Genomic DNA, 22,720 nt, shown 5'->3' on the forward strand with positions numbered 1-22,720 from the left:
GATTCGAGCGAACTGCCGTAAGGCGTAAGGACCGTCCGCCGAGTGTGGGTGGTATGGATTCGGGTGAGCGCGACGACCTCGTGGGGACGCTGACCCGGCGACGCGAGATCCTGGGGGCGCTCGACGAACGACCGCGGGACAAGCCGGCGCTCGTCCGGGAACTCGGCGTCGCCCGGTCGACGGTCGACCGCGCGGTCCGCCAGCTGGAGTCGTGCGGACTCGCCGAGCGCGGTCCCGACGGCATCGAGCTGACGACGTGCGGCGAGGTGGCGCTCGACGTCTACGGAGCGTTCACGGCGCGACTGGAGGCGCTCTGGGAATGCCACGACGTCGTGTCGCAGTTGCCGTCGCGCGAGTTCGCGCCGCCCGTGTTCCTGGCGGACGCGGACGTCGTCCGGGCGTCGGTGTCGGCACCGGACCGACCGATCATGGCGTTCGTCGACCTCGTCGAGGAGGCGACGTACGCCAGGGGGTTCTCGCCGGCGGCGTACGGCGCGTACGTGGACGCGTTCGAGCGCCGCGTCACTGCGGGCGAGTTGACGGCCGAACTGGCGTTCAGCGACGAGGCGCTCACCGAGTTGACGACGACGCACCGGGACGCCATCGAGCGCGCCGCGAGCACCGGGCGGGTGACCGTGCATCGCGTCGAGACGCTACCGACGGCGGGCGTGGTCGTCCTCGAACGCGGGGACGCCGGGCCGGTCGTGGCGATGGGCGTCCACGACGGATCGAGTCTGTCCGCGGTCGTGACGAACGACGCGCCCGACGCCGTCGCGTGGGCGCGGGACTTCGTCGACGAACAGTTCGAGCGCGCGGACCCGATCCCGCTGTAGCCCGACGACAGGGGGCGTCGACCTCCTCCGGGTGAACGGGGTTTTTTGACGCCGGTCCGCGTCGGGTCGAGTATGCCATCGGACGTGCACGTCGTCGCGCTCTGCGGGAGTCTCCGCGAGGACAGCCACACGCGGACGGCGCTCGAAACTGCGCTCGCGGCGGCCGAGAACGTGGGTGCGAGCACGGACCTCGTCGACCTCCGCGCGCTCGACCTGCCGGTGTTCGACGCGGACGACGACGACGCCGGCGACGCCGACGCGCTCCGCGCGGCGGTCGGGGACGCGGACGCCATCATCCTCGGCTCGCCGATGTACCACGGGTCGTACTCGTCGCCGCTGAAGACCGCGCTCGACTACTGCGGGTTCGACGAGTTCGAGAACAAGACCGTCGGCCTGCTCGCCGTCGCCGGCGGCGGGTTCCCCGTCACCGCGCTCGAGCACCTGCGGTCGGTGTGCCGGGCGCTCGACGCGTGGGTGATTCCACATCAGGCCGCGATCCCGAAGGCCTCGCGGGCGTTCGAGGACGGCGCGTTCGTCGACGACGGCCTGGAGGAGCGCGTGCGAACGCTCGGCCGGCGCGCGGTCCAGTACGCGAACATCGAACCGGACCCGCACAGCTTCGAGAGCCAGGAGAACGTCGGCGCTCGCTGACTGCCCCGGTACTCCGCGGACAGACGCGCCCGCTGACTGCTCCGAGACGCCGCGGAACGGTGGCGCCAGGTGACTGCTTGCGTATAGCGTCGTGGCTTCGCTACCAGCGGTGGTGGACGTGCTCGCGGACGTACTCGTCGTAGACGGCGGCGACGGCGTCGCGTTCGTCGTCGGTCGGCGCGGGCCGGTCGGCGGCGGCGACGTTCGACTCGACGTGCGCGGGCGTCGTCGTCCCCGGGATGACGGTCGTGACGGCGTCGTGGTCGAGGATCCAGCGGAGCGTGAACGCCGCGAGGTCGTCGACGCCGGTGCGGGACTGGAGTTCGTCGACGGCGTCGAGGCCGACGTCGAAGGGGACGCCCGCGAACGTCTCGCCGACGTCGAAGGCCTCGCCGTCGCGGTTGAAGTTTCGGTGGTCGTCCTCCGCGAACTCGTCGTCCGCGGAGAGCGCGCCCGTCAGGAGGCCGGACGCGTAGGGAACGCGGACGATGACGCCGACGTCGGCGTCGGCGGCGCGGTCGAGGAAGTGCTCGGCGGGGCGCTGCCGGAACGGGTTGAAGATTATCTGGACGGTCTCGACCCCATCGTACTCGATCGCCTTCAGGCCCTCTTCGACGCGTTCGACGCTGACGCCGTAGTTCGCGACGCGGTCCTCGTCGACGAGCGCCTCCAGCGCGTCGAACGTCTCCGGCTGGTAGTAGACGTCAGTCGGCGGACAGTGCAACTGGACGAGGTCGAGGACGTCGACGTCGAGGTTCTCGCGCGACCGGTCGACGAACTCGCGGAGGTGCTCGAGGTCGTAGTCCGCGGCGCGATGCGGGTCGAGTCGTCGACCGGCCTTCGTCGCCACGAACGGGTCGGCGTCGTGCTCGGCGAGCACGTCCGCGATCAGTCGTTCGCTCCGGCCGTCGCCGTAGACGTCCGCGGTGTCGAGGAAGGTTACGCCTTCGTCGAGCGCCGTGCGGACGACCTCGCGGCCGGTGTCCGCGGGCACGTCGCCCCAGTCGCCGCCGATCTGCCACGTCCCGAGTCCGACCTCCGTCACCGTCTCGCCCGTCGTCCCGAGCGGTCGTTCGTCCATGATTCAACGGTAGCGGGCACGGGGCCTAAGGATTGGGACAGCGGCAGGGCCTCAGAGTGGAGGGAAGCGTCCCGTCGCCGAATCCGGCGTGTGTGAACGGTGGAGCCAGCGTACGTGGTCCGCGGACGCAGTGAGAGAGTGCGGCCGCTACGGAGGCGAGTGCGGGAGTCAGGTCCGTCGTCAGGCTTCGGCCGCGGCGGTGTTCTTCTTGCGCGTGACGTAGCCGGCGATGCGGTTGCGGACGCCCTTGGACTCGATGTTCGTGAGCTTCTGGACGCTCTGCTTGTTGGTCTCGAACTCGGTCGTGAACGCCGTCGGGTACTGGTCGAGGAGGATAGTACCCGTCTTCTTGACGTAGTCGGGTTTGATGGCCATACCGATTTGTTCCCCGTTCGCCCCCAAAAAGGGTTCGTTCTCCCGCGGGGACTCCAGGTGGCTCGTGTCAGTGCTGACCGATCAGTCCCCGGGGAGGTCTGGCGTGGGCGTCCAGTCGTCGGCGAGCGCGGCGACCCTGCGGATGGCTTCGTGCTCGCGCGGCCCGCCGCAGGTCGCGGCGACCTGGACGGCGCGGTCGAGTCGTTCGCGGAGCGCGTCGTCGTCGAACCCGGGGACGCCGATGCGGGAGGCGGCGACGGTCGCGTCGACGACGGCGGCGTGCCCGCGGTTGACGACGGGGACGACGCGTCGGCGTTCCTCGGATTCGACGGGGTCGAGCCGCCACGTCTCGACGCGCGTCCCGTCCTCGTCGGTCGCGTCGATCGGCGTCGCCTCGACGCGAACCCAGGCGTCCGCGGAGTCGAGGACGGCGTCGTCGGTCTCGTGGATGCCGAGCGCGGCCTCCGCGAAGTCCACGGGGTCGATCGTGAACTGGACGACGCCGCCACCGCGGGCGTGGAAGTTCCGCCACGTCCGCGTCCGCCCGTACGTGAACGCCGTCACCGCGTCCGACTCGGTCGATTCCGTCGTGCCCCTCTCGCTCGACGCGCCATCGTCGGGTTCAGTCGTGCCCCTCTCGCTCGACGCGCCATCGCCGGGGTCGGGTGTGCGAGCGTGCACGCCGAGGGCGGCGTGGTTCCAGCTGTCGTTCGGGCCGCGCGTCGCGACGACGGTCTCGGTGACGCCGCGGAGGTCCGCGGGCCAGTGGTCGTCGGACGCGCTCGCGCGGTCGTCGCTCACGGCCTCACCCCGTGGGCTTCGAGCGCGACGAACAGCGCGCCGGCGACGAGGTCCGCGGTCGTCCCCGGGTTGACGCCGCGGTCGACGAGGTCGTCGGCGAACGCGTCGACCGCGTCCCGGTCGGTCGCGACCGAGACGCCCGCCTCTCGGAGGTCGCTCGCGCGCTCGGTGACCTCGCGCGCGACGGCGTCGCCGTGCTTCTCGGCGACGAGCGTGTCCGGTTCCTCGGCGAGGAGCGCGAGGAACGCGTCGGCCGCGCGGTCGGCGAGCGGGCCGTCCGCGGCCGCGACGTCGTCGGCGGCGTCGAACGCGCGCTCGAAGCCGGTCGTCCACGCCGCGGCGACGCCGTCCCGGTCCGCGCTCTCCGCCATGAGGTCCCCGAGCGTGAGGTCGCGGTCGCGGACCGCCGGCACCGCCGCGCTCCCGCGGCGGACGTCGAGGTCCGGGGCGTCCGGTGGCGGGTCGCCGACGAACACGTCGACGTGGTCGAACGAGCGATAGAACGCCGCGGCGTCTTCGACGGTCGTCGCCGCGACCACCTCGCGAGCGCGCCCCGGGGTGCAGGGACCAGTCGCGGCGGCGCGGACGAGCGGTGCGAGGACGAGGAGCGCGCCGAACTGCGTGTTCCCGCCGGACTGTTCGCTCATCCCCGCTACCGCTCGCTCGAATCCCTCGCCGACGCCGACGGACGGGTCCGCGAGCGCGTCCAGACCGGGACGCGCGCCGACTGCGCCCGCGAGAAAGTGCTCGAAGCGCAGGTCGGGGAGGTCGCGCTCTCGGTCGACGTTCCCCGGCTTGGGCGTCCCCGCGACCTCCAGGAGGAGCGCGAGTTCCGCGTTCGCGGCGGTCGAGTACACGATAGCGCGTTCGCGGCCGACCGGAAAAAGTCCGCCGGGTAGCGGCCGCACTGGCCGCCCCGGCGGGTACCGTGCGTTCGGAGCGGTCGAACCTGCCGTGTTACGCGTCGACGCGCGCCTCGCGGAGGGCGTCGCGGACGCGGTCGAGGACGACGGGTTCGGTGCTCGGTCGGCCGACGCTGACCGCGTCCGCGCCGTACGCGAGGTACTCCTGGACGCTCACGGCGTCCCGGACCTCGTTGTTCGCGACGACGAACAGCTCGGGCGCTGCGGTCGCGACGTCGGCGACGACGGACTCGGAGTCCATCGCGTCGACGTGGAGGACGCTCGCGCCGGCGTCTGCGACCGCGGCGGCGGTCTCGGCGAGGTCCACGCCGTCGACCTCGGCGCGCACCTTCACGCTCACCGTCGCGTCCGCGGCCGCGGCCGAAGCGACGTACTCGCGGAGGCGGTCGGTGTCCGCGAGCAGGGTCTCGCCGCAGCCGACCGCCCGCAGCTCGGGCTGGCGACAGTGCGCGTTCACCTCCAGGATGGCGTCGTGGGCGGCGCAGGCTTCGGCAGCAGCGCGGACCGGTTCGGGCGTCGTCGCGCGGACGTTCACGCCCGCGCGGAGGTCCGCGTCAGCGAGCGCCGCAAGCTGGTCGTCGATCCACGAGAGCGGGTCGGCGGGCAGGAACTCCGTCCTGTCGCGCTCGACGAGCGCGCGCGCCGCCTCGCGCGACGGCTCGTCGAGCGCGATGCCGCCGAGGAACGCCGCACCCGCGTAGTCGGCTCCCCGGTGTGCCCAGGCCGCGTCGGACTCGCCGGAGAGGCTCGCGAGCGCGAGCCGCGGTTCGAACGGTCCAGGAACGAACGAGTCGGTCACGGCGCTGGCTACGCGGTGCGGTCACTCAACTGCGTCGATGGCGCGCGTCACCGCCCCCACGACACGCCGGGCGTCCTCGCGGCCGTCGATGCGGACGTCCGTCCGCTCCGTGTGCACGTCGAACGACGCGTCGTCCTCGTCGTCGACGACGAACGCGTCCGCGAACGGATACGCACTCGACAGTCCCTGCGTGCTCGGTTCGCCGCCGACCGCGTCCATGAGTTTGGCGACGGGGCCGCTGAACGCCTCGTCGCCGAGGAACGGCGACACCGCGACCACCGTCGCGTCCTCGAGCGCCGCCCCGATGCCGGGCACGGACAGCATCGGCCCGATGCTCGTCACGGGGTTCGACGGCCCGATGACGACGACGTCGTCGAGCGCGTCGAGTACGCCCGGTGCGGGTTCGGCGTTCGAGGACCCGCGGAACTCGACGTTCTCCACGGTCGGCTCGCCGTCCCGCCCCACCCAGAACTCCTGGAAGTGCATCACGCCCTGGGGCGTGTGGATGAGGCTCGCGACCGGGTCGTTCGTCATCGGGAGCAAGTCAAGTTCCAGCCCGAAGCCGGCGGCGAGTTCGTCGGTTACCTCCGCGAGCGTGTACCCCTGGTCGAGGAGGCTCGTTCGCGTCACGTGCACCGCCCGGTCGCGGTCGCCGATCTCCATGAACTCCGCGACGCCGGAGAACCGACGCCACCGCGAGAGCGGTCGCCCCTCCGTCTGGCGTTCCTCCGAGAGGAACTGCGGACCCCCCTCGAGTCCCGCGGCCTCGGCCACGTCCATGAGCGCGTCGTGCGTTCGCGTCGTGTCCCCGCGGATCCCCCACCAACGGTCGCGGTCGAGGACGCCACCGCCCTGGAAAATGAGCGTGTCGAGGTCCGGACACACGATCAGTCCGCCGAGTTCGACGTCGTCGCCCGTGTTCGCGACGACCGTCGTCTCGTCCGGCGAGAACGCGCCCGCGGCTCCCTCAAGCAACTTCGGCGTTCCGGTGCCACCGGAGAGAAACGTCACCATGCCAGCCCGTTCCCGGGCGCTCGTCTAAACGGTTCCGGCCCATTCAGTGCGCGAGACCGCGACCGCCTCCCGCGAGCGGACGACCGCGAACCGCTCCACGCCGGGGGCTCGACGACTGCCAGCGGCAGAGCTTTCATACCAGTTGCGTGCGAAGTGGTAACAGAGACCATGTCAAGTGAAAGTGGTAACGTACTGGTGTCGACGTACGCCGACCGATTCGGGGAACCGTTCACGAGCGACGAGGTGTACGGCTACTGGCTGTTCGTCGTGGGGGTGGTCGCCGCCATCGTCGGCATGGCGCTGTTCCTCACGTCGATGGGTGACGGCCGAACGGGGACGCGAGGGATCGCGTACCTCCTCGCCGGATCGGGGCTCGCGGCGGCACTCGCCGGCCTCGTCGTCGGCCAGTCCTTCCACGCGAACGCGAAGCGCCTCGTCTACGTCGGCCTCGTCGTGTGCCTCGCCGCGATGGCGTGGTTCACGACCGTCTTCCCCGCCGACTGGGCGCTCGACTCGAGCGGAGCGCAGACCGTCGTCCTCGTCTACACCCTCGGGCTGGCGCTGATCACGGTCTCGGGCGCGATCGCACCGATCTCCGTCGGGCAGAGTCGAGCCCGGCTCGCCGTCGAGGAACGGCTCCACGCCGCGCGCGCCGACGACGAGGCCGACGCGAACACGATCGCGGCGTTGGAGGAGACCGTCGACGAGAGGGAGAGCCGGATCGAGGAACTCGAAGCGTCGCTCCAGGAGGCACGCGAGCGCGCCGAGACCTCCGACGCCAGCGCGACGGAAGCCCGCCGCGAGGCCGAGGCCGCCGAAGCGAGTGCCGCGGACGCACGCAGCGAGGCCGAGACGACCGAGGCGTCGCTCGCGGAGGTGACCGCGCACGTCGAAGCGTTGGAGGATAGTTCCGCGACGTTCGACGTCTATCGCGACAAGGCCGGGAAGTGGCGCTGGCGGCTCGTCCACCAGAACGGGAACATCATCGCGACCTCCGGCGAGTCGTACTCGAACGACCGGAACGCGCGCCGCGGGATGCGAAGCGTCAAGCGGAACTCGCTCGGTGCCGCCGTCGTCTGGCAGCGCGACGAGGAGGAACCGGAACCCGTCCCGGATCCCGTCGCCGAAGACCCCTCGGCGTCGTTCGAACTCTACCGGGACGCGAACGACGAGTACCGCTGGCGGCTCCGGCACGACAACGGCGAGATCATCGCGGCCGCGACGCGCGGGTTCGCCTCGAAGGCCGGCGCACGCGAGAGCGTCGACGCGGTGAGCGAGTACGTCGCGCCCGCGGACTACCTCGAGTTCGACCCCGCGGGCATCGAGGTGTACGAGGACGTCGTCGGTGAGTACCGCTGGCGACTCGTCGCCCGTAACGGGAACATCCTCGGCGACTCCGGCGAGGGCTACGCCAGCCGGTCGAACGCGCGCCGCGCCGCCGACCGGTTCCAGGAGGCGACCGGCGACGCCGAGGTCGATACCGAGAGCGGCGTCCGGTTCGAGACGTCCACCGACGCCGCGGGCGGCCACCGCTGGCGACTCGTCGCCGCGAACGGCGAACCCATCGCCGACTCCGGCGAGGGCTACAGTTCGCGCTCCGCGCTGACCGACGCCATCGATCGCGTCCGCGACCTCGCCCCGCAGGCCGACCGGCTCACGATCGCCGCGGCCGTGATCGAGGTCCACGAGGACGGCAGCGGCGAGTTCCGCTGGCGGCTCCGGCACCGCAACGGAACCATCCTCGGCACGTCTGGCGAAGGCTACGCGAGCCGATCCGGTGCGGTCGACGCGGTCAACGGCGTGAAGCGACACGCCCCGAACGCGCCCGTCGAAGGCGACGCTACTGGCGGCTCCGAGGACGACGCCGCCGACGAGCCCGAGAGCGACGCCGCCTGAACGCCCGCGCGGACCTCTTTACTGTCGGCCGTCTTGGAGCCACTCGGCGAAGCTCGAGTCGAGGAGCGTCTTGCGCTGAGCGTCCACGTACGAGCGCTGCGCGTCGTACACCGCGTCCTCGAACGACGCGCCGTCGTCGACGGTCGCGGCGACGCGCTCGTGCTTCCAGCGCGCCGGCGTCATCCGCCGCCGCACCCGCGCCTTCAGCGGGTGCGTGTACCGCGCCGCCTCGTCCTCGTCCAACCCACGCATCTGGAGACCTTCCTCCGCGTACGCGAGCAGGTCCTCGTACATCCGGCCGGTGTTCCGGACCGTCTGCCCGTCGTTCGTGATCCACACGAGGTCCGCCGCCAGCCCCTCGCGCATCGCGCTGTAGAAGTTGTCGCGCGCGACCTCCCAGTCGAGGTCCGCGACCGGGTGCTCGAGCTTCGGGAGCGCCTCCATCAGGCCCGCGAACACCGCCTGGAACGCGATGGCGTCCCGGACCGTCGGCTGGCCCGCGATCGGGCGGAACTCGATGCGGGCGTTCGCCGACGACCGCGTCGGCCCGCCGAACACGGGCCGCACCCACCGCCAGTACGTCCCGTGCTTCATGCGGAACGCCGCGAACCGGTCGTCGAACCGGTTCGAGGATTCGACTGGCATCGGCACGAGCGTGTCGTCGGCCGCAATTCGGTCGACGGCGGTGTCCACGTCGTCGAAGTCCCGCGGGAACCGGACCTTCCCCGTCGTCCCCGTCTCCGCGTTCAGCACGGTCTCGAACACGCCGATGCGGTGCTCCATCCACGCGTCCGCGAGCAGCGTCTCCGCGTCGACGCCGTCGTCGTAGAGGTCCGGCGGGAAGAACGGACTGTTCACGCCGACCGCGAGCAACGGCCCCGCGATCCGGAGCGCGTACCGGAAGTACGTCGGCAGGTCCTCGGCGTGGGGCACCTGATAGTGCGGCTGGATGCTCGTGATGAGGCTCTCGGGCATCACGGTGTCCGCGTCGAGGTTCACGTGCGGTGCGTCCAATCGCATCCCCGCGATGGCGTCCGCGGCGTCCCTGTTCGCCATCGCGTGGTACCGCGCGCTATCGGACATGTTCGTCGCGACCCGCACGCCGCCGTCGTCGACGCTGTCCGTGAGGTACCCGGTCGCGGTCTCGCCCTCGGGCGGGATCGTCCACATCCCGTCGCTCACGAGCCGCATTCCCTCCGCACTCGCGCAGTCCTGAGCCGTCTGCAGGCGCGCGAGTACCTCCGACTCCTGCGCCCGCAGCCCGTGTGCGTTGAACGGTTGGGGGCTCGTCGACATCTCCGCGTTGTGCAGACCGAGTTCCTTCTCGAACCCGATGAACTCGAGTAGTCGTCGCGGGACGCGTCGTAACGCCGTCGTCTCGTCGTCGACGGCGTAGAACTCGTACTCGAACCCGACGATCGCCTGCGGGTTGTCGAACGTCCCGTCGTGCAACTCCGCCTTGATGACCTCGGCGTCCTCGCGGACCCGGGACTGGAAGGCGTCCTGGTCGACCGCGAGGGCGTCCTCGACTCGCGTCGCGAGGTCCCCGGATGACATGCGCGAGTGCAGACGCTACCGACGTATCAAACCCCCGGTGAAGCACGTCGGGTCGCGGCGACGCCCGCGGGAGGAAGTAGTCGTGCAGGCGCCGTCGACGGTCGTCCACGGTCAGGCGCCGTCGACCGTTCCCGGTCAGGCGCCGTCGACGGTCGTCCCCGGCCGGTCCCCGTCGAGGAACGCCTCGAGAGCATCTAGCTCGAAGATGCTCGCCGGCGACCCGAGTTCGAGGAGCGCGCGGACCTTCCCGGCCATCCCGCCGGAGACGTCCGTCGCCTCGCTCCCGCCGAGGACCGCGGCGACGTCCTCGAACGACCGTATCTCGGGGACGACGGCGTCGTCGGCGTCCAGCACGCCCGGGACCGTCGAGCAGACGCCGACGCGGTCGGCGTCGAGGGACGCGGCGAGGCTCGTCACGATCTCGTCGCCGCTGAGGACGGTCGCGCCCGCGCCAGCATGCGCGACCAGGTCGCCGTGGAGGACGGGCACGAACCCCTCGTCGACGAGCGTGCGGACCTGCTCGCTCGGGAGCGAAAGCTCGCCGTCCGCGTCGCGACTCCCGGCCGAGAGCGGGTGGACGGGCACCGCGGGGACGTCCGCGTCCTGGAGCGCGCGGAGCACGAACTCGTTCAGCGTCGTCATCGCCCCGTGGATGGCGTTGACCGCGCGGACGTCGTCCACGCCCGCGGTCGTACTCGCCCCCCACTCCTCGGCGTGGGGATGCCCGAACGACCCGCCGCCGTGGACGACGACGAGGTCGTCGTCCGCGCCCCCGTCCGCGAGCGACGCCCCGATCGCCGCCGCCGCCCGCTCCAGGGACGCGCCGTCGACGGTCTCGTCGCGGTCCTTCTCCGTGACCACGCTCCCGCCGAGCTTCAGGACGATCATTCGTACCGGACCCCCTCGGACGCGAGTTCGGCGCGGAACACGTCCTCGCACGCCGGCGTCAGTTCGAGTGCGGTCTCGGTCGCGTCGGAGGCGTCGAGCGCGACGACGCACCCGCCGCCGCCCGCGCCGGTGAGTTTCGCGCCAGCCGCACCCGCCTCGCGGGCCGCCCACACCATCTCGTCGAGCGACCGCGACGACACCCCGAGCGCCTCCAGGAGTCCGTGGTTGAAGTTCATCAGGCGACCGAGTTCCGAGACGGTCTCCTCGCTCGCGACCGCGTTCGCGTCCTCGATGAGCGTCTCGCCGCGACGGACGACGTCGCCGATCGCGGCGACGGTGTCGGCCGCGAAGTCGTACTCGTCGCGGAGCGCGCGCACACCGGCGACGAGTTCGCCGGTGTCGCCAGCGCCACCGTCGTAGCCGACGACGAACGGCAGGTCCGGCGTGCCGAGGCGGCGGCAGTCGTCGCCCGCGACGCGGACGGCGCCGCCCATCGTCGAGCAGAACGTGTCCGCGCGCGACGCCTCGCCGTCCTGGACGGCGTGCTCGCTCCGGTACGCGCGCTCGGCGATCTCGCGCTCGTCGAGCTCGCAGTCGAGCGCGCGCGATGCCGCGGCGATGGTCGCGACGACGACCGCCGCGGACGACCCCAGGCCCGCGCCGAGCGGGATCGCGCTCTCGACGTGCACGTCGAACCCCACATCGGGGGCGTCCGCGGCGTCGCGCGCCTGCTCGATGGCAGCGTCGACGTACCCCGTCGCGGCCTCCAGCAGGCGCGTCGGTGCGTCCACGTCAGGTGCCTTCCCACCGGCGCCGTCGTACTCGACCGTGAACCCCGAGATGCGGAGGTCCTCGGATTCGACGCGCAACCGGTCGTCGTCGCGGCGCTCGACAGTCACGGTCGCTCGCCGCTCGATGGCGCACGGGACCGCCGGTTCGCCGTAGACGACCGCGTGCTCCCCGAAGCAGTAGACCTTCCCGGGCGCACTCGCAGTTACCATACCCGGGAATTCGCACCCGGGAAAAAGAGTGTTGTGAGAAGGGCCGCGGTCCCGACCGCAGGGAGGGACCGCGGGGCAGTCGACTGACTCTGCGAGTAGCGGTGCGGCTGCGGTCCCGACCATCGGGAGGCTGCGGGGGTGTCGTCTATCGCGAGCAGCGGTGCGGCTGCGGTCCCGACCGAAGAAGGTGTGTGGTTCGGTTCGGGTCGCGCGTCAGGTCCGCCTCAGTGCGATTCCGGCGGCGAGTGCGAGCGCCAGGGTGGCGACGGCGAGCCCGAAGCCGGGCGAGCCGCCGGAGCCGTCGCCGGCGTCTACGCCGCCGTTCGCGGACGTGGTCATGGTGACGTCACCGTTCGCGGACGTGGTCATCGTCCCGTCGGTGGTCGGTGCCGTCGTCGCGGTCGCTTCCGTGGTGGTCGGCGCCGTCGTCGCGGTCGCTTCCGTCGTGGTCGCTTCCGTGGTATCGTCGACGGCTTCGACGGTGACGGACGCGAACTGGGTGCGCTCGACGTTCGCGAGCGAGGAATCCTCGACGGCCGCGTGGAGGGCCATCGAGCGGTCGGCGTCGACCGCGGGCCACTCGACGGTCACGGACACCGTCGCGTTCACGTCGACGGACTTGCCGCTACCGCTCGGGCTCACGGCGAACGCGACCGTGTCCATCACGCCGTCCTCGTCGGGGCCATCGACGACCTCGGCGCTCGAGGAGATCGCGACCGACGACCCGTCGGAGCGGTTCGTGACCGTCGCGCCGTTCACGGAGAGGTTCGCGTCGTTCGGGAACTCGACGTAGAACCGATCCGTGCCGCCGTCCTTGCTCACGTCGTCGACGTGGAACGACGCCGTGTGGTCGACCGTCGTCGACCCCTCGACCGCGTCCGGCGACACCGTGCCGTCGTGGACGTTCTCTGCCGCGTCCTCCGTGACTGCGTTCGCCGCAACGGCCGACCCGGCGAACGCCACGCACATCGTCATCGCGACGACGAACATCGTTCTATAGGATTCTCTCATCGTACAACACGGACGACGGCCAGTTGGAATCAAATACCGACCTACTACGTTTGGGTGCACCCGCGTCCCCCGGACTCAGCCCAGCCCGACGCCGCCAACTCGTCGCCCGACGACGGGACCGCGTCGAGGTCGACGACGCCAGCGCTACTCGGGATCGAGTGCCGCGAAAACGACCGAAAGGACGAACGAGCGAAAAACGCGTTCAGATACCGGACTCGAAGTCGTCGAGCGAGTACGCCGGCTCCGCACCGCGGCGGTCCAGCGTCTCGTTCGCGAGCAACCAGTACACGACCGACAGGGCCTTCCGACCCTTGTTGTTCGTCGGGACGACGAGGTCGACGTTACTCGTCTGGTTGTTCGAGTCACACATCGCGATGACGGGGATACCGACCGTGATAGCCTCCTTCACCGCTTGCGCGTCACCGATCGGGTCAGTCACCACGAGCACGTCCGGCTCGATGTAGCCGTCGTACTTCGGGTTCGTGAGCGTCCCCGGAATGAACCGGCCCGTGCGAGCGCGCGCACCGACGGCCTCCGCGAACTTCTCCGCGGGGAACCGACCGTACTGGCGCGAGCTCGTCACGAGGATCTGCTCGGGCGCGTAGTTCGACAGGAAGTCCGCAGCCGTCCGAATGCGGCTGTCGGTCTTCGCCACGTCCAGGACGTACAGGCCGTCCGTGCGGACGCGATGGATGAACCGCTCCATGTCCTTCGTCTTCTGCTGGGTCCCGATGTGGACGCCAGCGCCGAGGTAATCCTCGACGGGAATGAGGAGGTCCGCCTCCTCGTCCCCCATGACGTCGTCGTCGAGCGCGGGACCAGCATCTGATTCGGCCTCTGCCTCCTCGGCGTCGGCGGTCGATTCCTCGGTCGCGGGCTCGGCGTCGGCCGCTTCGGCCGCCGGACCGGCGCCCTCCGCGGGCTCCTCGTCGATCTCGTCTTCGGCGGCGTCGAGCCCTTCGTCGTCTTGTGCTGTCATAGTGCGTCGTCTGCGATTCGGATGAGTTCGTTCAGCTTCGCGGTTCGCTCGCCGCCGACCGCGCCCGTCTTGATGAACGGCGCGTCGGTCGCCACGGCGAGGTGTGCGATGGTCGTATCCTCCGTCTCTCCGCTCCGATGCGAGATGACGGGCGCGTACCCCTCACGGACCGCGAGTTCGACCGCGTCGAACGCGTCCGTGAGCGTCCCGATCTGGTTCGGTTTGACGAGGATACTGTTCCCAGCCTCGGCGTCGATACCGCGCGACAGGCGCTCCGTGTTCGTCACGAACAGGTCGTCACCGCAGACGAGCGTGCGATCACCCACTCGCTCAGTGAGCTCCGCGAACGCGTCGAACGCGTCCTCGTCCAGCGGGTCCTCCACGTACACGAGGTCGTACTCGTCGACGAGGCCGGCGACGTACTCGACTTGCTCCGCCGTCGAGCGCGTCTCGTCGCCGTACACGTACGCGTCCTCGTCCTCGTCGTACAGCTCCGCACCGGCGACGTCGAGCCCGAAACCGACCTCGAACCCGAACTCGTCTTCGACCGTACTCGTCGCTTCGTCGACGACCTCGAACGCCGCCGCGTCCTCGATGCTCGGCGCCCACGCGCCCTCGTCGCCCTTCCCGCACGCGACGCCGCGCTCGGCGAGCAAGTCGGCGACCTCGGCGTGGACCGCCGCGTTCGCGAACACCGCGTCCTGAACGCTCGGCGCACCCACGGGCGCAGCGAGGAACTCCTGGATGTCCGTCGCGTCGGCAGCGTGCTCGCCACCACCGACGACGTTCCCGAGCGGCGTCGGGAACGACGCACCACGGAACGCCCCACCGAGATGCTGGAACAGCGGCGCACCGAGCACGTCGGCACCCGCCTTCGCCGCCGCCATCGAGATGGCGACCGCGCTGTTCGCACCGATCTCGCCGAAGTCGTCGGTTCCGTCGGCCGCGTGCAACGCCGCGTCGACGTCGCGCTGATTGCCGGCGTACACCGACCGCTCGAGGCGCGGCACCGCGAGCTCGCGAGCCTTCGCGATCGCCTCCTGCGGCGGGAGCTCGACGGCCTCGTACTCGCCGGTCGACGCCCCACTCGGGGCCGCCGCCCGACCGAAACCACCGCTCTCCGTCAACACGTCCGCTTCGACCGTCCCGTTCCCGCGCGAATCGAGCACGCGCCGGAGTCGGACGTCCGTGATGCGCGTCATCTACTCGTCACCTCGACCCTTGCCCGTCTCCCGACGGACCGTGAACGGAAGCACGCCCGCGTCGTACTCCTCGGCCGCGATGAGGATCGGCTCCGTCTGCGCCGTCTCGATCAGCACGGGCGCACCGTACGACACCTGGAGCGCTCGCGCACCCAGGATTCGAGCCTTCTCGTACCGGTTGTAGCGTTGTTTCCCGGGCATCACTGGTAGGGGGAGACGATGTCCACGAGGTCCTTGTGCGACACGAGCATCCGCCGGCAGCAATACCGGTCGACGCCCAGTTCGTCGAGGACCTTCTCCGGGTCCTCGTCGCCCTCGCGAGACCGCGCCTTGAACTCCTCCCAGTGCTCACCCACGACGTTACCGCACGTGAAACACCGGACTGGTACCATCATGACTCGATCACCTTAGCGGTAGGACTTCTGGTAGCGTGCACGCGCACCCGGTCCGCCCCACTTCTTGGGTTCGGACTGGCGCACGTCGTTCACGAGCAGCGACCGGTCGAACTCCCGGTACGCGTCCCGGAGCTCCGCGTCGCCGCTGTGCTGCACGATACCTCGCGCGATCGCGGTGCGGACGGCGTCAGCCTGCCCGGCGAACCCGCCGCCTTGCACGGACACGTCGATGTCGACGTCGTCGCGCACGCCGTCGACGATGCGGAACGGCTCCAGCATCTTCAGGCGAGCCATCTCCGGCTCCACCAGCTCGACGGGCTTTGCGTTGATTCGGACGCGACCCTCTCCCTCGGAGACGGTCGCTCGCGCGATAGCGGTCTTCTTCTTTCCGGACGTGTTCGTTACCATGTGACGTTAGCACCCAGTTGCTCTGAGACCTCCGACAGCTGGAGGAACTTGATGTTCGACAGGCGGTCCAGCGACGTCCCCTCGAGGACGTCGCCTTCGTCGTCGTCGAACGGGTTGCCGACGTAGACGCGGACGTTCGAGAACGCCTCGCGGCCACGGTCGGACTTGTGCGGGAGCATCCCGCGGATCGACCGCTTGAAGATGCGGTCCGGGCGCTTGATCGTCGCCGGTCCCTGATCGGAACCGATCGCGGCACGCTGGCGGTACGTCGACATGATGTCGTCCTCGCTGCCGGTGATGACGGCGTCCTCAGCGTTCACGACCGCGATCGACTCGCCGTCGAGCGACCGCTCGGCGACCTGCGACGCGACCCGCCCCAGGATGCAGTCGCGGGCGTCGACGACGACGTCCGCGTCGAACTCGGACGTGTTCATCGGATCACCCGCACGTTGCTGCCTTCGGGGTTCTGTTCGATAGCCTGTTCCAGTTGGAGCGTCTCGCCTACCTGCTCGATCTTCGTCTCGGCGGACGACGAGAAGTCGACCGCTGCAACGGTGACCGACTTCTGGAGAGCGCCGCTCCCCAGGACCTTCCCGGGGACGACGACGGTCTCGTCTTCCTGCGCATACCGCTCGATACGCCCGAGATTGACCTCCGCGTGCGTGCGGCGGGGTTTCTCTAGGCGCTCGGCGACGTCGCTCCAAACGTCGGCGTCATCTGTCCGCGACACCGACTTCAGCTCGGCGATGAGACTGCTGAGCCTCGGATTCGTCTTACTCATGACTTTCCTCCTGAATGTGAGAAGAACGGATGCAGGGAGCAGGATTTGAACCTGCGGACCTCTACAGGACAGCGCCCTGAACGCTGCGCCGTTGGCCTGACTTGGCTATCCCTGCGCGTGCCCTCGTAGGCACCTGCTAGTTCCGTGCCCCCCTTCAAACCACTTTCGATTACGGCACACGAACGGGCGACGGCGCCGCGTTCGGCGTCGTCACTCCGGGTGCCAGTCGACGCGCGTCGACCGGCGTTTCGTGCGACCGTCAGGGTGTGATTGGAAGGGGTCATAGTTCCTTAGAGCGATACCGCGTCTTCGAGTTCGGCGGCGCGCACGTCGAGCGACTCGACGGCGCGCGCGAACAGCTCCTCGACGGACATCGAGCCGTCCGTCTCCACGCTGAAGACGAACGCGTTCTCGACGTCCGTCACCTCGACCTCCCGGTCGGGGTATCGGTTCGTGATGTCGTGGTCGAACTCGGCGGTGTCGACCAGCTCGCCGTCGTCCTCGATGACGCCCCGATAGATCTCGGGATCGGCGTCCTCGAACTCGCCACGGTCACCGACGGGCTCGACGCGCTGGAGGTTCCGGTACCCCACGGACACGCCGCCCTGGTGCTTCGCGTGGTCCTTCCCGTCCGAGAGGACGGCGTCCGCCTCGAGCTCGAGGCGCTGGCCGTCCTTGAGTTCGATTATCGGGACGTTCGCCTCGGCCGGCTGGACCATCTCGTCGGACGACCGGATGTCGCCCGAGTACGCGGTCCCCGGACCCGAGACGTCCAGCGAGAGCGTCACGACGTCGTCCTCGTCGAACTCGTTCGGCGGCGTCGACAGCGGAACGAGTCCGAGCCGCAGCGCGATCTGCTCGTCGAACATCACCGACGAGTTCTCGATGAAGCGCACCTCGTCGATCGCCAGCGTCGGCACGTCCGCGATCATCGCGCGACGGATACCGTTGGCGAACGCGGGCGTGACGCCCCGTACGAGGAACTTCGCAGCGCGGTCCTCGTGTTCGATGAACTCGACGTCGTATTCCTCGTCCATGCTTGTCAGAATCCGCCCTTGCCCTTGGGGGCACGGGAACCGTCGTGCGGGATGGGAGTCACGTCCTCGATGCGACCGATCTCGAAGTCCTCGCGAGCGAGCGCGCGAATCGCGGCCTGCGCACCCGGGCCCGGGGACTTCTGGAGGTTGCCGCCAGGTCCGCGAACGCGGACGTGGAGACCCTCGATGCCGGACGCTCGGATCTCGTCGGCGAGACTCTCGACCATCTGCATCGCCGCGTACGGCGACGCCTCGTCGCGGTTCTGCTTGACGGCAGTCCCGCCAGAGGACTTCGCGATGGTCTCGGCACCCGTGAGGTCCGTCACGGTCATCACCGTGTTGTTGTACGATGCGTGCACGTGGGCGATCCCCCACTTGTCGTCTTCCTGTTCTGCCATGTTACTGACCCTCCGCGCGTTCGGGGTGGAGTTCGTCCGCGAGCTCGCTCGTCTCGTCGAACTCGACGGCGTCCTCCTCGTCGACGGCGACCGTGTACGACGGTCGCGTGACGCGGGCACCGTCGACCGTGACGTGCCCGTGCACGATGAACTGTCGTGCCTGCTGGGTGGTGTTCGCGAGGCCCTTGCGGTACGCGACCGTCTGCAGGCGGCGTTCGAGGAGGTCGTTGATCTCGAGACTCAGGATGTCGTCGAGTTCGTCGCCCTCGTCGAGCACGCCGATGCGCTTCAGTCGCGCGAGGAACTCCTGTCCGGCCTCCTCGGCCGCTTCCGCAGTCTGTGCGGACCCGAGCAGGTCACGTGCTTCCCGGCGGAACGACCGCAGCTGGGACTGCACGCGCCAGAGTTCCTCCTTGTTCTTCAGGCCGTACGTGTCGAGAAGGCCGTGTTCCTCGGCGATGCGTTCGCCCTGCCACGGGTGGTTCGGCGTCTCGTAGGCTTTGGTGTTCTTTCCGGTTGCCATTATTCGTCCTCACCCTCGGCTGCGGCCTCTTCCTCGGCCTGTTCTTCGCGAATCTCTTCGACGTTGACGCCGATGGTCCCCTCGGTACGACCGGTGGACTTCGTCCGCTGGCCGCGGACCTTCTGTCCGCGCTTGTGGCGGACGCCACGGTACGCCTCGATCATCTTGAGGCGGTTGATGTCGTGGCGGCGAGCCATGTTGAGGTCGTTCCCGACCTCGTGCGTGGTCTCGCCGGAGTAGAAGGCCGTCTGGCGGTTGTTGAGCCAGTCGGGGACTTCCTCGGCGTAGTTCTCTACGATTTCGACGACGGCGTCGATCTCATCGTCTTCCAGGCGGCCGAAGGTGGCCGTCCGGTCGACGTCAGCCTCGTGGGCGATGATTCTCGCCGTGCGTCGCCCGATGCCGTTCATCTCGATGAGCGACCGCTCGACGGACTTCGTCCCGTCGAGGTCTGTCTGGCCGATTCGGACGAAGTAACGAAGGTCTTCGTCGTCCTCGGTGTCGCCCTGTGGTTGTTCTTCGCTCATGTGTTGCGTGTATGGAGTGCTGATGCACTCTCGGTTGTGGTTCCACGGCCGGCCTGGTGCGGCATGGAATCCGACGTCGTGGCGGGGATTTGAACCCCGGAGGCTTACGCCACAGAGTTAGCAACCCTGCGCCTTGGGCCAGGCTAGGCTACCACGACTCGCTGTCTATCGTCGCCCTGTGCGGACTCGGGGCCGACGCCCCTACATCGATTGCACTCACGGATACTCTGGTCTGTTACTTAAGCCCCACGGAACGGCGGCCGCCTGTGCCGGCTTCGCACGCCGTCGCGTGGTCGGCGTTCGGTGCGCGAACCCGAACGACAGAGGAGCGGACTCGGAGGCGAAGACGCCGGACGGATCGGCGAGTCAGTCGGTCGCGACGTCCGCGGGTTCTTCGCCCGCGATCGGTCGGTTGTGGAGGGCCTCGCCCGTCCGGCCGTCGAACAGGTGGATCGAGTCTTCGCTGATGCGAGCGACCGCCTTGTCGCCTTCCGCGATCCGTCGCATCCCGCTGGTGGTCGCGACGAGCGTCTCGTCGGACCCCTCGAAGTCCAGGTACAGCGTGTTCTCGTTCCCCATCGGCTCGATGACGTCGACGACGGTCTCGAAGTCGTGCGCGCCCGTGGCGTCCGAGACGAGTTCGACCGCTTCAGGCCTGACGCCGAGGACGACCTCGCTCGCGTCCCCGATCGACTCGCGAAGGTCGGCGCCGAGCGGGTAACTGAACGCCTCGCTCTCGAGGCGGCCGTCGGTCACGGTCATCTCGAAGAAGTTCATCGAGGGTTCGCCGACGAACCCCGCGACGAACCGGTTCGCGGGCTCGTGATAGCACTCCAGGGGCGTGGCGATCTGCTGGAGTTCGCCGTCGTTGAGGATGGCGATCCGGTCGCCCATCGTCATCGCTTCGGTCTGGTCGTGCGTGACGTACATCGTCGTCACGCCGAGGTCCTCCTGGATCCGCTGGAGTTCCGTCCGCATCTGCGAGCGCAGCTTCGCGTCGAGGTTCGACAGCGGTTCGTCCATCAGGAACACCTCGGGGTCGCGGACGATCGCGCGACCCAGGGCGACGCGCTGCTGTTGGCCGCCAGATAGTTCGCGCGGCCGTCGGTCGAGGAGGTCCTCGATGCCCATCATCGACGCTGCCTCCTCGACGCGGGACTGGATCTCCGATTTCGGGAGGTCCGTGGACTCCTCGAGCCCGAACGCCATGTTACCGCGTACGGTCATGTGCGGGTATAGCGCGTACGACTGGAACACCATCGCGATGTCCCGATGCTGGGACTTCACGTCGTTCATCACCCGCCCGCCGAGCCGTATCTCGCCGCTTGTCACCGTCTCGAGGCCGGCGACCATCCGGAGCGTCGTCGACTTCCCGCAGCCGGATGGGCCGACGACGACGAGGAACTCCTCGTCGCCGAGCGTGAGCGATACGTCGTCGACGGCGACGATGTGGTCGTCGCCGTCCTGGAACACCTTCGTCACCGAGTCGAGTTCGAGTTCTGTCATGGATTCACCGTCCGTGTTCGATCGTCCGTACAGTCGGTCCGCGGCGTCTTCGGTCGTTCGGTCACGTCGCCACCCCCTCGGAGAACTCCTCGCTGAACATGACGTAGACCGCGATCGTCGGGAGTGCGGTCAGTAGCGCGCCGGCCATCTGGAGGCCGAAGTTCGTCCCCGACAGGTCGACGCCGAGGCCCGCGAGCACGAGCGTCGCGGGTGCGGCCTCGCTCGTCGCCGAGGAGACGAGGATGAGCGCGAACAGGAGGTCGTTCCAGATCTGCGTGAACTGGTAGATGAGGACGACCGCGAACATCGGCGTCGACAGCGGCAGCACGATCCGCCGGTAGACGCGCCGGAGCGTGGCGCCGTCGAGGCGCGCGGACTCGATCATCTCCTCGCTCATGTTCTTGTAGTACGACCGGAACAGCACGGTACAGACGGGGATCCCGTACGCGACGTGCGTGAGCGAGAGCTCGATCAGGTTCGCGTACGACTCGGGGATGCCCGACGACCAGAGGAAGCCGAGCAAGTCGTTGAGGTTGACGACGTTCGTCCAGAACTCCGTGAGCGGGACGAGCACCGCCTGGTAGGGGATGAACACGCCGGCGACGAACAGCGCCAGGAAGATCGCCTTGTACCGGCGCTTCCAGGTCGCTTGCGTGAGGCCGTACGCGGCGATGCTCCCGAGGAAGCCGGAGAGGAGCGTCGCCGGGATGGCGTACAGCGCGCTGTTGAGCAGGCCGCGTCCGAGCATGTCGAACGCTGTCGCCCACTTATCTGTCGTGAAGCCGTCGCCGAGCGGTGGCGCGAACGGGAACGTCTGCGTCACCGCGGTGTTCGTCTTGAACGACGTGACGACGCCGGACTCCAGCGGCGTCAGGTAGAACGCCGTCACGAGCAGGAGGACGGCGTAGAGGACGACGCGCGAGGGGTCAACCTGGAAGCGTCCTCCGCGGGCGTCCTCGGTCACGCCCGGCGCGGGATCGGCGTCCGCGGTCGTCCCGCCGTCCGTGCGCGCGTCGATATCCCCGCCGTCGGCCTGCGCGGCCGTCGTCGCGTCGTCCGTCTTCGTGGTCTCGCTGGTGTCGTCCGTCGGATCGATCTCTGTCATAGGTTGTCCCTCCGGAACTCGTAGACGAGGTACGGGCCGATGATGCCGAGCGCGAGCACGAACAGGATGATCGCGATCGCGGCACCGTACGCCCACTCGGTGTTCGAGTAGGCGGTCCGTACCATCAGCGTCGAGAGGATGTCCGTGCCCGTCGGCGGCCGGTAGCCCGAGACGAGCGAGTAGAGGAAGTCGAACGCCTTCAGCGCGAACACCATCAGGATGACGGCGGCGCTGATCGTCGCACCCTTCAACTGGGGGATGATGATCCGCCAGTACATCCGGAACGTCGAGGCGCCGTCGGTCTTCGCGGCCTCGTACATCTCGTCGGGGATCGCGCGGAGGCCGGCGAGGTAGACGACCATCGCGTACCCCGAGAACTGCCAGATGAGCGCGAACACGACCGCCCAGAGTGCGATCGATTGATTCCCGAGGTAGGAGAACGGGCCGAGTCCGAACAGCCCGAAGAACTGGTTCATGATCCCCTCGTTGTAGTTGTACATCCACAGCCAGAACTGGGCGGTGACGACGAACGAGAGGCTCATCGGGAGCAAGTAGATCGTGCGGAACGCGTTCTCGAACCGGATCCCGCGATCGATGAGGATCGCGAGTACGAGCCCGATCGCGAGCGTGCCGACCGTGAAGCCGACGACGAGGAGGAACGTGTTCGTCACGGCGTTCCAGACGTTCGGGTCCCCGAACGCTCGCGTGTACATCTCGAAGTCCAGCTGGGAGTAGTCGGCGCCGCCGAACCCGCTGTAGTCGGTCAGCGAGAGGAAGAAGTTCCAGAGGATGGCGCCGTACACGAACAGCGCCATCAGGAGGAACGGCGGGAGCCAGAACGGCGCGGATTCGAGGAAGTCGCTCCCGAAGCGTCCCTCGAATCGGTCCTTGATGCGCGTCACGGGGCCGACCGAGCGCCCCTGGTCGCCGCCCGCGGTGACGCCGCCGTCCGTGCGTGGCTCTCGCTCGTCGTCTGACTCGGTGAGTGCTCGTCGCAACGCGGAAAGAATGTCGGTCATTTATGGTGTC

27 protein-coding genes and 2 tRNA genes are annotated in these 22,720 nt (G+C 69.1%); 3 read left to right on the plus strand and 26 right to left on the minus strand.

Features of this window, described 5'->3' with window-relative positions; translation table 11 throughout:
• The first annotated feature begins 53 nt into the window (after positions 1-53).
• Positions 54-833: a winged helix-turn-helix domain-containing protein gene (locus G9C85_RS03860; RefSeq protein WP_166037088.1), complete on the plus strand. Its 780-nt coding sequence runs from the start codon at positions 54-56 to the stop codon at positions 831-833.
• Between the two features lie 72 nt (positions 834-905).
• On the plus strand, positions 906-1,484 hold the full coding sequence (locus G9C85_RS03865; RefSeq protein WP_166037090.1) for an NADPH-dependent FMN reductase: 579 nt from the start codon (positions 906-908) through the stop codon (positions 1,482-1,484).
• A 100-nt stretch (positions 1,485-1,584) separates the two neighbouring features.
• On the opposite strand, the gene G9C85_RS03870 is transcribed toward G9C85_RS03865, so the two are convergent.
• From G9C85_RS03870 to cofD, 6 genes are all read right to left on the minus strand, one after another.
• A complete protein-coding gene (locus tag G9C85_RS03870; protein WP_166037092.1) occupies positions 1,585-2,565 on the minus strand; it encodes an aldo/keto reductase in 981 nt (326 codons plus the stop codon).
• A 180-nt stretch (positions 2,566-2,745) separates the two neighbouring features.
• A complete protein-coding gene (locus G9C85_RS03875) occupies positions 2,746-2,940 on the minus strand; it encodes a 30S ribosomal protein S17e (RefSeq protein ID WP_166037094.1) in 195 nt (64 codons plus the stop codon).
• An 81-nt stretch (positions 2,941-3,021) separates the two neighbouring features.
• Complete coding sequence (locus tag G9C85_RS03880) at positions 3,022-3,741, minus strand: DUF447 domain-containing protein (protein ID WP_166037095.1); 720 nt, start codon at positions 3,739-3,741, stop codon at positions 3,022-3,024.
• Entirely contained in the window at positions 3,738-4,598 is an 861-nt protein-coding gene (locus G9C85_RS03885; protein WP_166037096.1) for a triphosphoribosyl-dephospho-CoA synthase, read from the minus strand. Before G9C85_RS03885 ends, G9C85_RS03880 begins: the two co-directional genes overlap by 4 nt.
• A 100-nt stretch (positions 4,599-4,698) precedes the next feature.
• Positions 4,699-5,463: a tRNA-dihydrouridine synthase gene (locus G9C85_RS03890; protein ID WP_166037097.1), complete on the minus strand. Its 765-nt coding sequence runs from the start codon at positions 5,461-5,463 to the stop codon at positions 4,699-4,701.
• 21 nt (positions 5,464-5,484) lie between these two features.
• A complete protein-coding gene (gene cofD / locus G9C85_RS03895; protein ID WP_166037098.1) occupies positions 5,485-6,477 on the minus strand; it encodes a 2-phospho-L-lactate transferase in 993 nt (330 codons plus the stop codon).
• A 168-nt stretch (positions 6,478-6,645) separates the two neighbouring features.
• Between cofD and G9C85_RS03900 the strand changes: the two genes are divergently transcribed.
• The gene (locus G9C85_RS03900; protein ID WP_166037100.1) at positions 6,646-8,373 is read left to right on the plus strand and encodes a YegP family protein; all 1,728 of its coding nucleotides are present in this window, start codon (positions 6,646-6,648) and stop codon (positions 8,371-8,373) included.
• 18 nt (positions 8,374-8,391) lie between these two features.
• Here the strand turns inward: G9C85_RS03900 and G9C85_RS03905 are convergent, their stop codons facing one another.
• The 20 genes from G9C85_RS03905 to G9C85_RS04000 all read right to left on the minus strand — a co-directional run bounded on the left by G9C85_RS03905 (position 8,392) and on the right by G9C85_RS04000 (position 22,689).
• Positions 8,392-9,930, minus strand: a complete 1,539-nt coding sequence (locus G9C85_RS03905; RefSeq protein WP_166037102.1) for a hypothetical protein — start codon at positions 9,928-9,930, stop codon at positions 8,392-8,394.
• Between the two features lie 135 nt (positions 9,931-10,065).
• Entirely contained in the window at positions 10,066-10,818 is a 753-nt protein-coding gene (locus G9C85_RS03910) for an isopentenyl phosphate kinase (RefSeq protein WP_166037104.1), read from the minus strand.
• Positions 10,815-11,819: a mevalonate kinase gene (mvk, locus tag G9C85_RS03915; RefSeq protein WP_166037106.1), complete on the minus strand. Its 1,005-nt coding sequence runs from the start codon at positions 11,817-11,819 to the stop codon at positions 10,815-10,817. The genes G9C85_RS03910 and mvk overlap by 4 nt, the downstream gene beginning before the upstream one ends.
• 213 nt (positions 11,820-12,032) lie before the next feature.
• Complete coding sequence (locus tag G9C85_RS03920; protein ID WP_166037108.1) at positions 12,033-12,830, minus strand: hypothetical protein; 798 nt, start codon at positions 12,828-12,830, stop codon at positions 12,033-12,035.
• A 202-nt stretch (positions 12,831-13,032) separates the two neighbouring features.
• Positions 13,033-13,809, minus strand: a complete 777-nt coding sequence (gene rpsB, locus G9C85_RS03925; protein WP_166037110.1) for a 30S ribosomal protein S2 — start codon at positions 13,807-13,809, stop codon at positions 13,033-13,035.
• Complete coding sequence (gene eno, locus G9C85_RS03930; protein ID WP_166037112.1) at positions 13,806-15,011, minus strand: phosphopyruvate hydratase; 1,206 nt, start codon at positions 15,009-15,011, stop codon at positions 13,806-13,808. Before eno ends, rpsB begins: the two co-directional genes overlap by 4 nt.
• Positions 15,012-15,212, minus strand: coding sequence for a DNA-directed RNA polymerase subunit K (locus G9C85_RS03935; RefSeq protein WP_166037115.1), 201 nt, complete (start codon positions 15,210-15,212; stop codon positions 15,012-15,014).
• Positions 15,212-15,406, minus strand: coding sequence for a DNA-directed RNA polymerase subunit N (locus G9C85_RS03940; protein WP_166037117.1), 195 nt, complete (start codon positions 15,404-15,406; stop codon positions 15,212-15,214). Before G9C85_RS03940 ends, G9C85_RS03935 begins: the two co-directional genes overlap by 1 nt.
• A gap of 12 nt (positions 15,407-15,418) precedes the next feature.
• The gene (locus G9C85_RS03945; protein WP_166037119.1) at positions 15,419-15,814 is read right to left on the minus strand and encodes a 30S ribosomal protein S9; all 396 of its coding nucleotides are present in this window, start codon (positions 15,812-15,814) and stop codon (positions 15,419-15,421) included.
• On the minus strand, positions 15,808-16,248 hold the full coding sequence (locus G9C85_RS03950) for a 50S ribosomal protein L13 (protein WP_166037121.1): 441 nt from the start codon (positions 16,246-16,248) through the stop codon (positions 15,808-15,810). Before G9C85_RS03950 ends, G9C85_RS03945 begins: the two co-directional genes overlap by 7 nt.
• On the minus strand, positions 16,245-16,595 hold the full coding sequence (locus G9C85_RS03955) for a 50S ribosomal protein L18e (RefSeq protein WP_166037123.1): 351 nt from the start codon (positions 16,593-16,595) through the stop codon (positions 16,245-16,247). The genes G9C85_RS03950 and G9C85_RS03955 overlap by 4 nt, the downstream gene beginning before the upstream one ends.
• A 30-nt stretch (positions 16,596-16,625) precedes the next feature.
• Positions 16,626-16,710: transfer RNA gene (locus G9C85_RS03960), tRNA-Leu, on the minus strand.
• Between the two features lie 175 nt (positions 16,711-16,885).
• Positions 16,886-17,632, minus strand: a complete 747-nt coding sequence (locus G9C85_RS03965) for a DNA-directed RNA polymerase subunit D (protein WP_166037125.1) — start codon at positions 17,630-17,632, stop codon at positions 16,886-16,888.
• A gap of 5 nt (positions 17,633-17,637) precedes the next feature.
• Positions 17,638-18,030 (minus strand): 30S ribosomal protein S11, encoded by a 393-nt coding sequence (locus tag G9C85_RS03970; RefSeq protein ID WP_166037127.1) that lies wholly within the window; start codon positions 18,028-18,030, stop codon positions 17,638-17,640.
• Between the two features lies 1 nt (position 18,031).
• Entirely contained in the window at positions 18,032-18,553 is a 522-nt protein-coding gene (locus G9C85_RS03975) for a 30S ribosomal protein S4 (RefSeq protein ID WP_166037130.1), read from the minus strand.
• The gene (locus tag G9C85_RS03980) at positions 18,553-19,080 is read right to left on the minus strand and encodes a 30S ribosomal protein S13 (RefSeq protein WP_166037131.1); all 528 of its coding nucleotides are present in this window, start codon (positions 19,078-19,080) and stop codon (positions 18,553-18,555) included. The genes G9C85_RS03975 and G9C85_RS03980 overlap by 1 nt, the downstream gene beginning before the upstream one ends.
• Positions 19,081-19,154: 74 nt before the next feature.
• Positions 19,155-19,238 (minus strand) — tRNA-Ser (locus tag G9C85_RS03985).
• Positions 19,239-19,446: 208 nt separating this feature from the next.
• A complete protein-coding gene (locus G9C85_RS03990) occupies positions 19,447-20,586 on the minus strand; it encodes an ABC transporter ATP-binding protein (RefSeq protein WP_166037133.1) in 1,140 nt (379 codons plus the stop codon).
• 61 nt (positions 20,587-20,647) lie between these two features.
• Complete coding sequence (locus tag G9C85_RS03995) at positions 20,648-21,691, minus strand: carbohydrate ABC transporter permease (protein WP_166037135.1); 1,044 nt, start codon at positions 21,689-21,691, stop codon at positions 20,648-20,650.
• Complete coding sequence (locus G9C85_RS04000; RefSeq protein WP_369680781.1) at positions 21,688-22,689, minus strand: carbohydrate ABC transporter permease; 1,002 nt, start codon at positions 22,687-22,689, stop codon at positions 21,688-21,690. Before G9C85_RS04000 ends, G9C85_RS03995 begins: the two co-directional genes overlap by 4 nt.
• Positions 22,690-22,720: the final 31 nt, after the last annotated feature.

Origin of the sequence: Halorubellus sp. JP-L1 (assembly GCF_011440375.1) — an archaeon.
Taxonomy (GTDB): Archaea; Halobacteriota; Halobacteria; order Halobacteriales; family Natrialbaceae; genus Halorubellus.

Bases quoted from the DNA above. Each gene is read 5' to 3' on its own strand.
- G9C85_RS03945 (WP_166037119.1), bottom strand. From the start codon at position 15,814: ATGGTAACGAACACGTCCGGAAAGAAGAAGACCGCTATCGCGCGAGCG.
- rpsB (WP_166037110.1), bottom strand. From the start codon at position 13,809: ATGACAGCACAAGACGACGAAGGGCTCGACGCCGCCGAAGACGAGATC.
- G9C85_RS03920 (WP_166037108.1), bottom strand. From the start codon at position 12,830: ATGAGAGAATCCTATAGAACGATGTTCGTCGTCGCGATGACGATGTGC.
- G9C85_RS03975 (WP_166037130.1), bottom strand. From the start codon at position 18,553: ATGGCAACCGGAAAGAACACCAAAGCCTACGAGACGCCGAACCACCCG.
- G9C85_RS03990 (WP_166037133.1), bottom strand. From the start codon at position 20,586: ATGACAGAACTCGAACTCGACTCGGTGACGAAGGTGTTCCAGGACGGC.
- G9C85_RS03875 (WP_166037094.1), bottom strand. From the start codon at position 2,940: ATGGCCATCAAACCCGACTACGTCAAGAAGACGGGTACTATCCTCCTC.
- G9C85_RS03955 (WP_166037123.1), bottom strand. From the start codon at position 16,595: ATGAGTAAGACGAATCCGAGGCTCAGCAGTCTCATCGCCGAGCTGAAG.
- G9C85_RS03965 (WP_166037125.1), bottom strand. From the start codon at position 17,632: ATGGACGAGGAATACGACGTCGAGTTCATCGAACACGAGGACCGCGCT.
- G9C85_RS03905 (WP_166037102.1), bottom strand. From the start codon at position 9,930: ATGTCATCCGGGGACCTCGCGACGCGAGTCGAGGACGCCCTCGCGGTC.
- G9C85_RS03870 (WP_166037092.1), bottom strand. From the start codon at position 2,565: ATGGACGAACGACCGCTCGGGACGACGGGCGAGACGGTGACGGAGGTC.
- G9C85_RS03935 (WP_166037115.1), bottom strand. From the start codon at position 15,212: ATGCCCGGGAAACAACGCTACAACCGGTACGAGAAGGCTCGAATCCTG.
- G9C85_RS03910 (WP_166037104.1), bottom strand. From the start codon at position 10,818: ATGATCGTCCTGAAGCTCGGCGGGAGCGTGGTCACGGAGAAGGACCGC.
- G9C85_RS03860 (WP_166037088.1), top strand. From the start codon at position 54: ATGGATTCGGGTGAGCGCGACGACCTCGTGGGGACGCTGACCCGGCGA.
- mvk (WP_166037106.1), bottom strand. From the start codon at position 11,819: ATGGTAACTGCGAGTGCGCCCGGGAAGGTCTACTGCTTCGGGGAGCAC.
- G9C85_RS03950 (WP_166037121.1), bottom strand. From the start codon at position 16,248: ATGAACACGTCCGAGTTCGACGCGGACGTCGTCGTCGACGCCCGCGAC.
- G9C85_RS03995 (WP_166037135.1), bottom strand. From the start codon at position 21,691: ATGACAGAGATCGATCCGACGGACGACACCAGCGAGACCACGAAGACG.
- G9C85_RS03900 (WP_166037100.1), top strand. From the start codon at position 6,646: ATGTCAAGTGAAAGTGGTAACGTACTGGTGTCGACGTACGCCGACCGA.
- G9C85_RS03865 (WP_166037090.1), top strand. From the start codon at position 906: ATGCCATCGGACGTGCACGTCGTCGCGCTCTGCGGGAGTCTCCGCGAG.
- G9C85_RS03970 (WP_166037127.1), bottom strand. From the start codon at position 18,030: ATGGCAGAACAGGAAGACGACAAGTGGGGGATCGCCCACGTGCACGCA.
- cofD (WP_166037098.1), bottom strand. From the start codon at position 6,477: ATGGTGACGTTTCTCTCCGGTGGCACCGGAACGCCGAAGTTGCTTGAG.
- G9C85_RS03980 (WP_166037131.1), bottom strand. From the start codon at position 19,080: ATGAGCGAAGAACAACCACAGGGCGACACCGAGGACGACGAAGACCTT.
- eno (WP_166037112.1), bottom strand. From the start codon at position 15,011: ATGACGCGCATCACGGACGTCCGACTCCGGCGCGTGCTCGATTCGCGC.
- G9C85_RS03940 (WP_166037117.1), bottom strand. From the start codon at position 15,406: ATGATGGTACCAGTCCGGTGTTTCACGTGCGGTAACGTCGTGGGTGAG.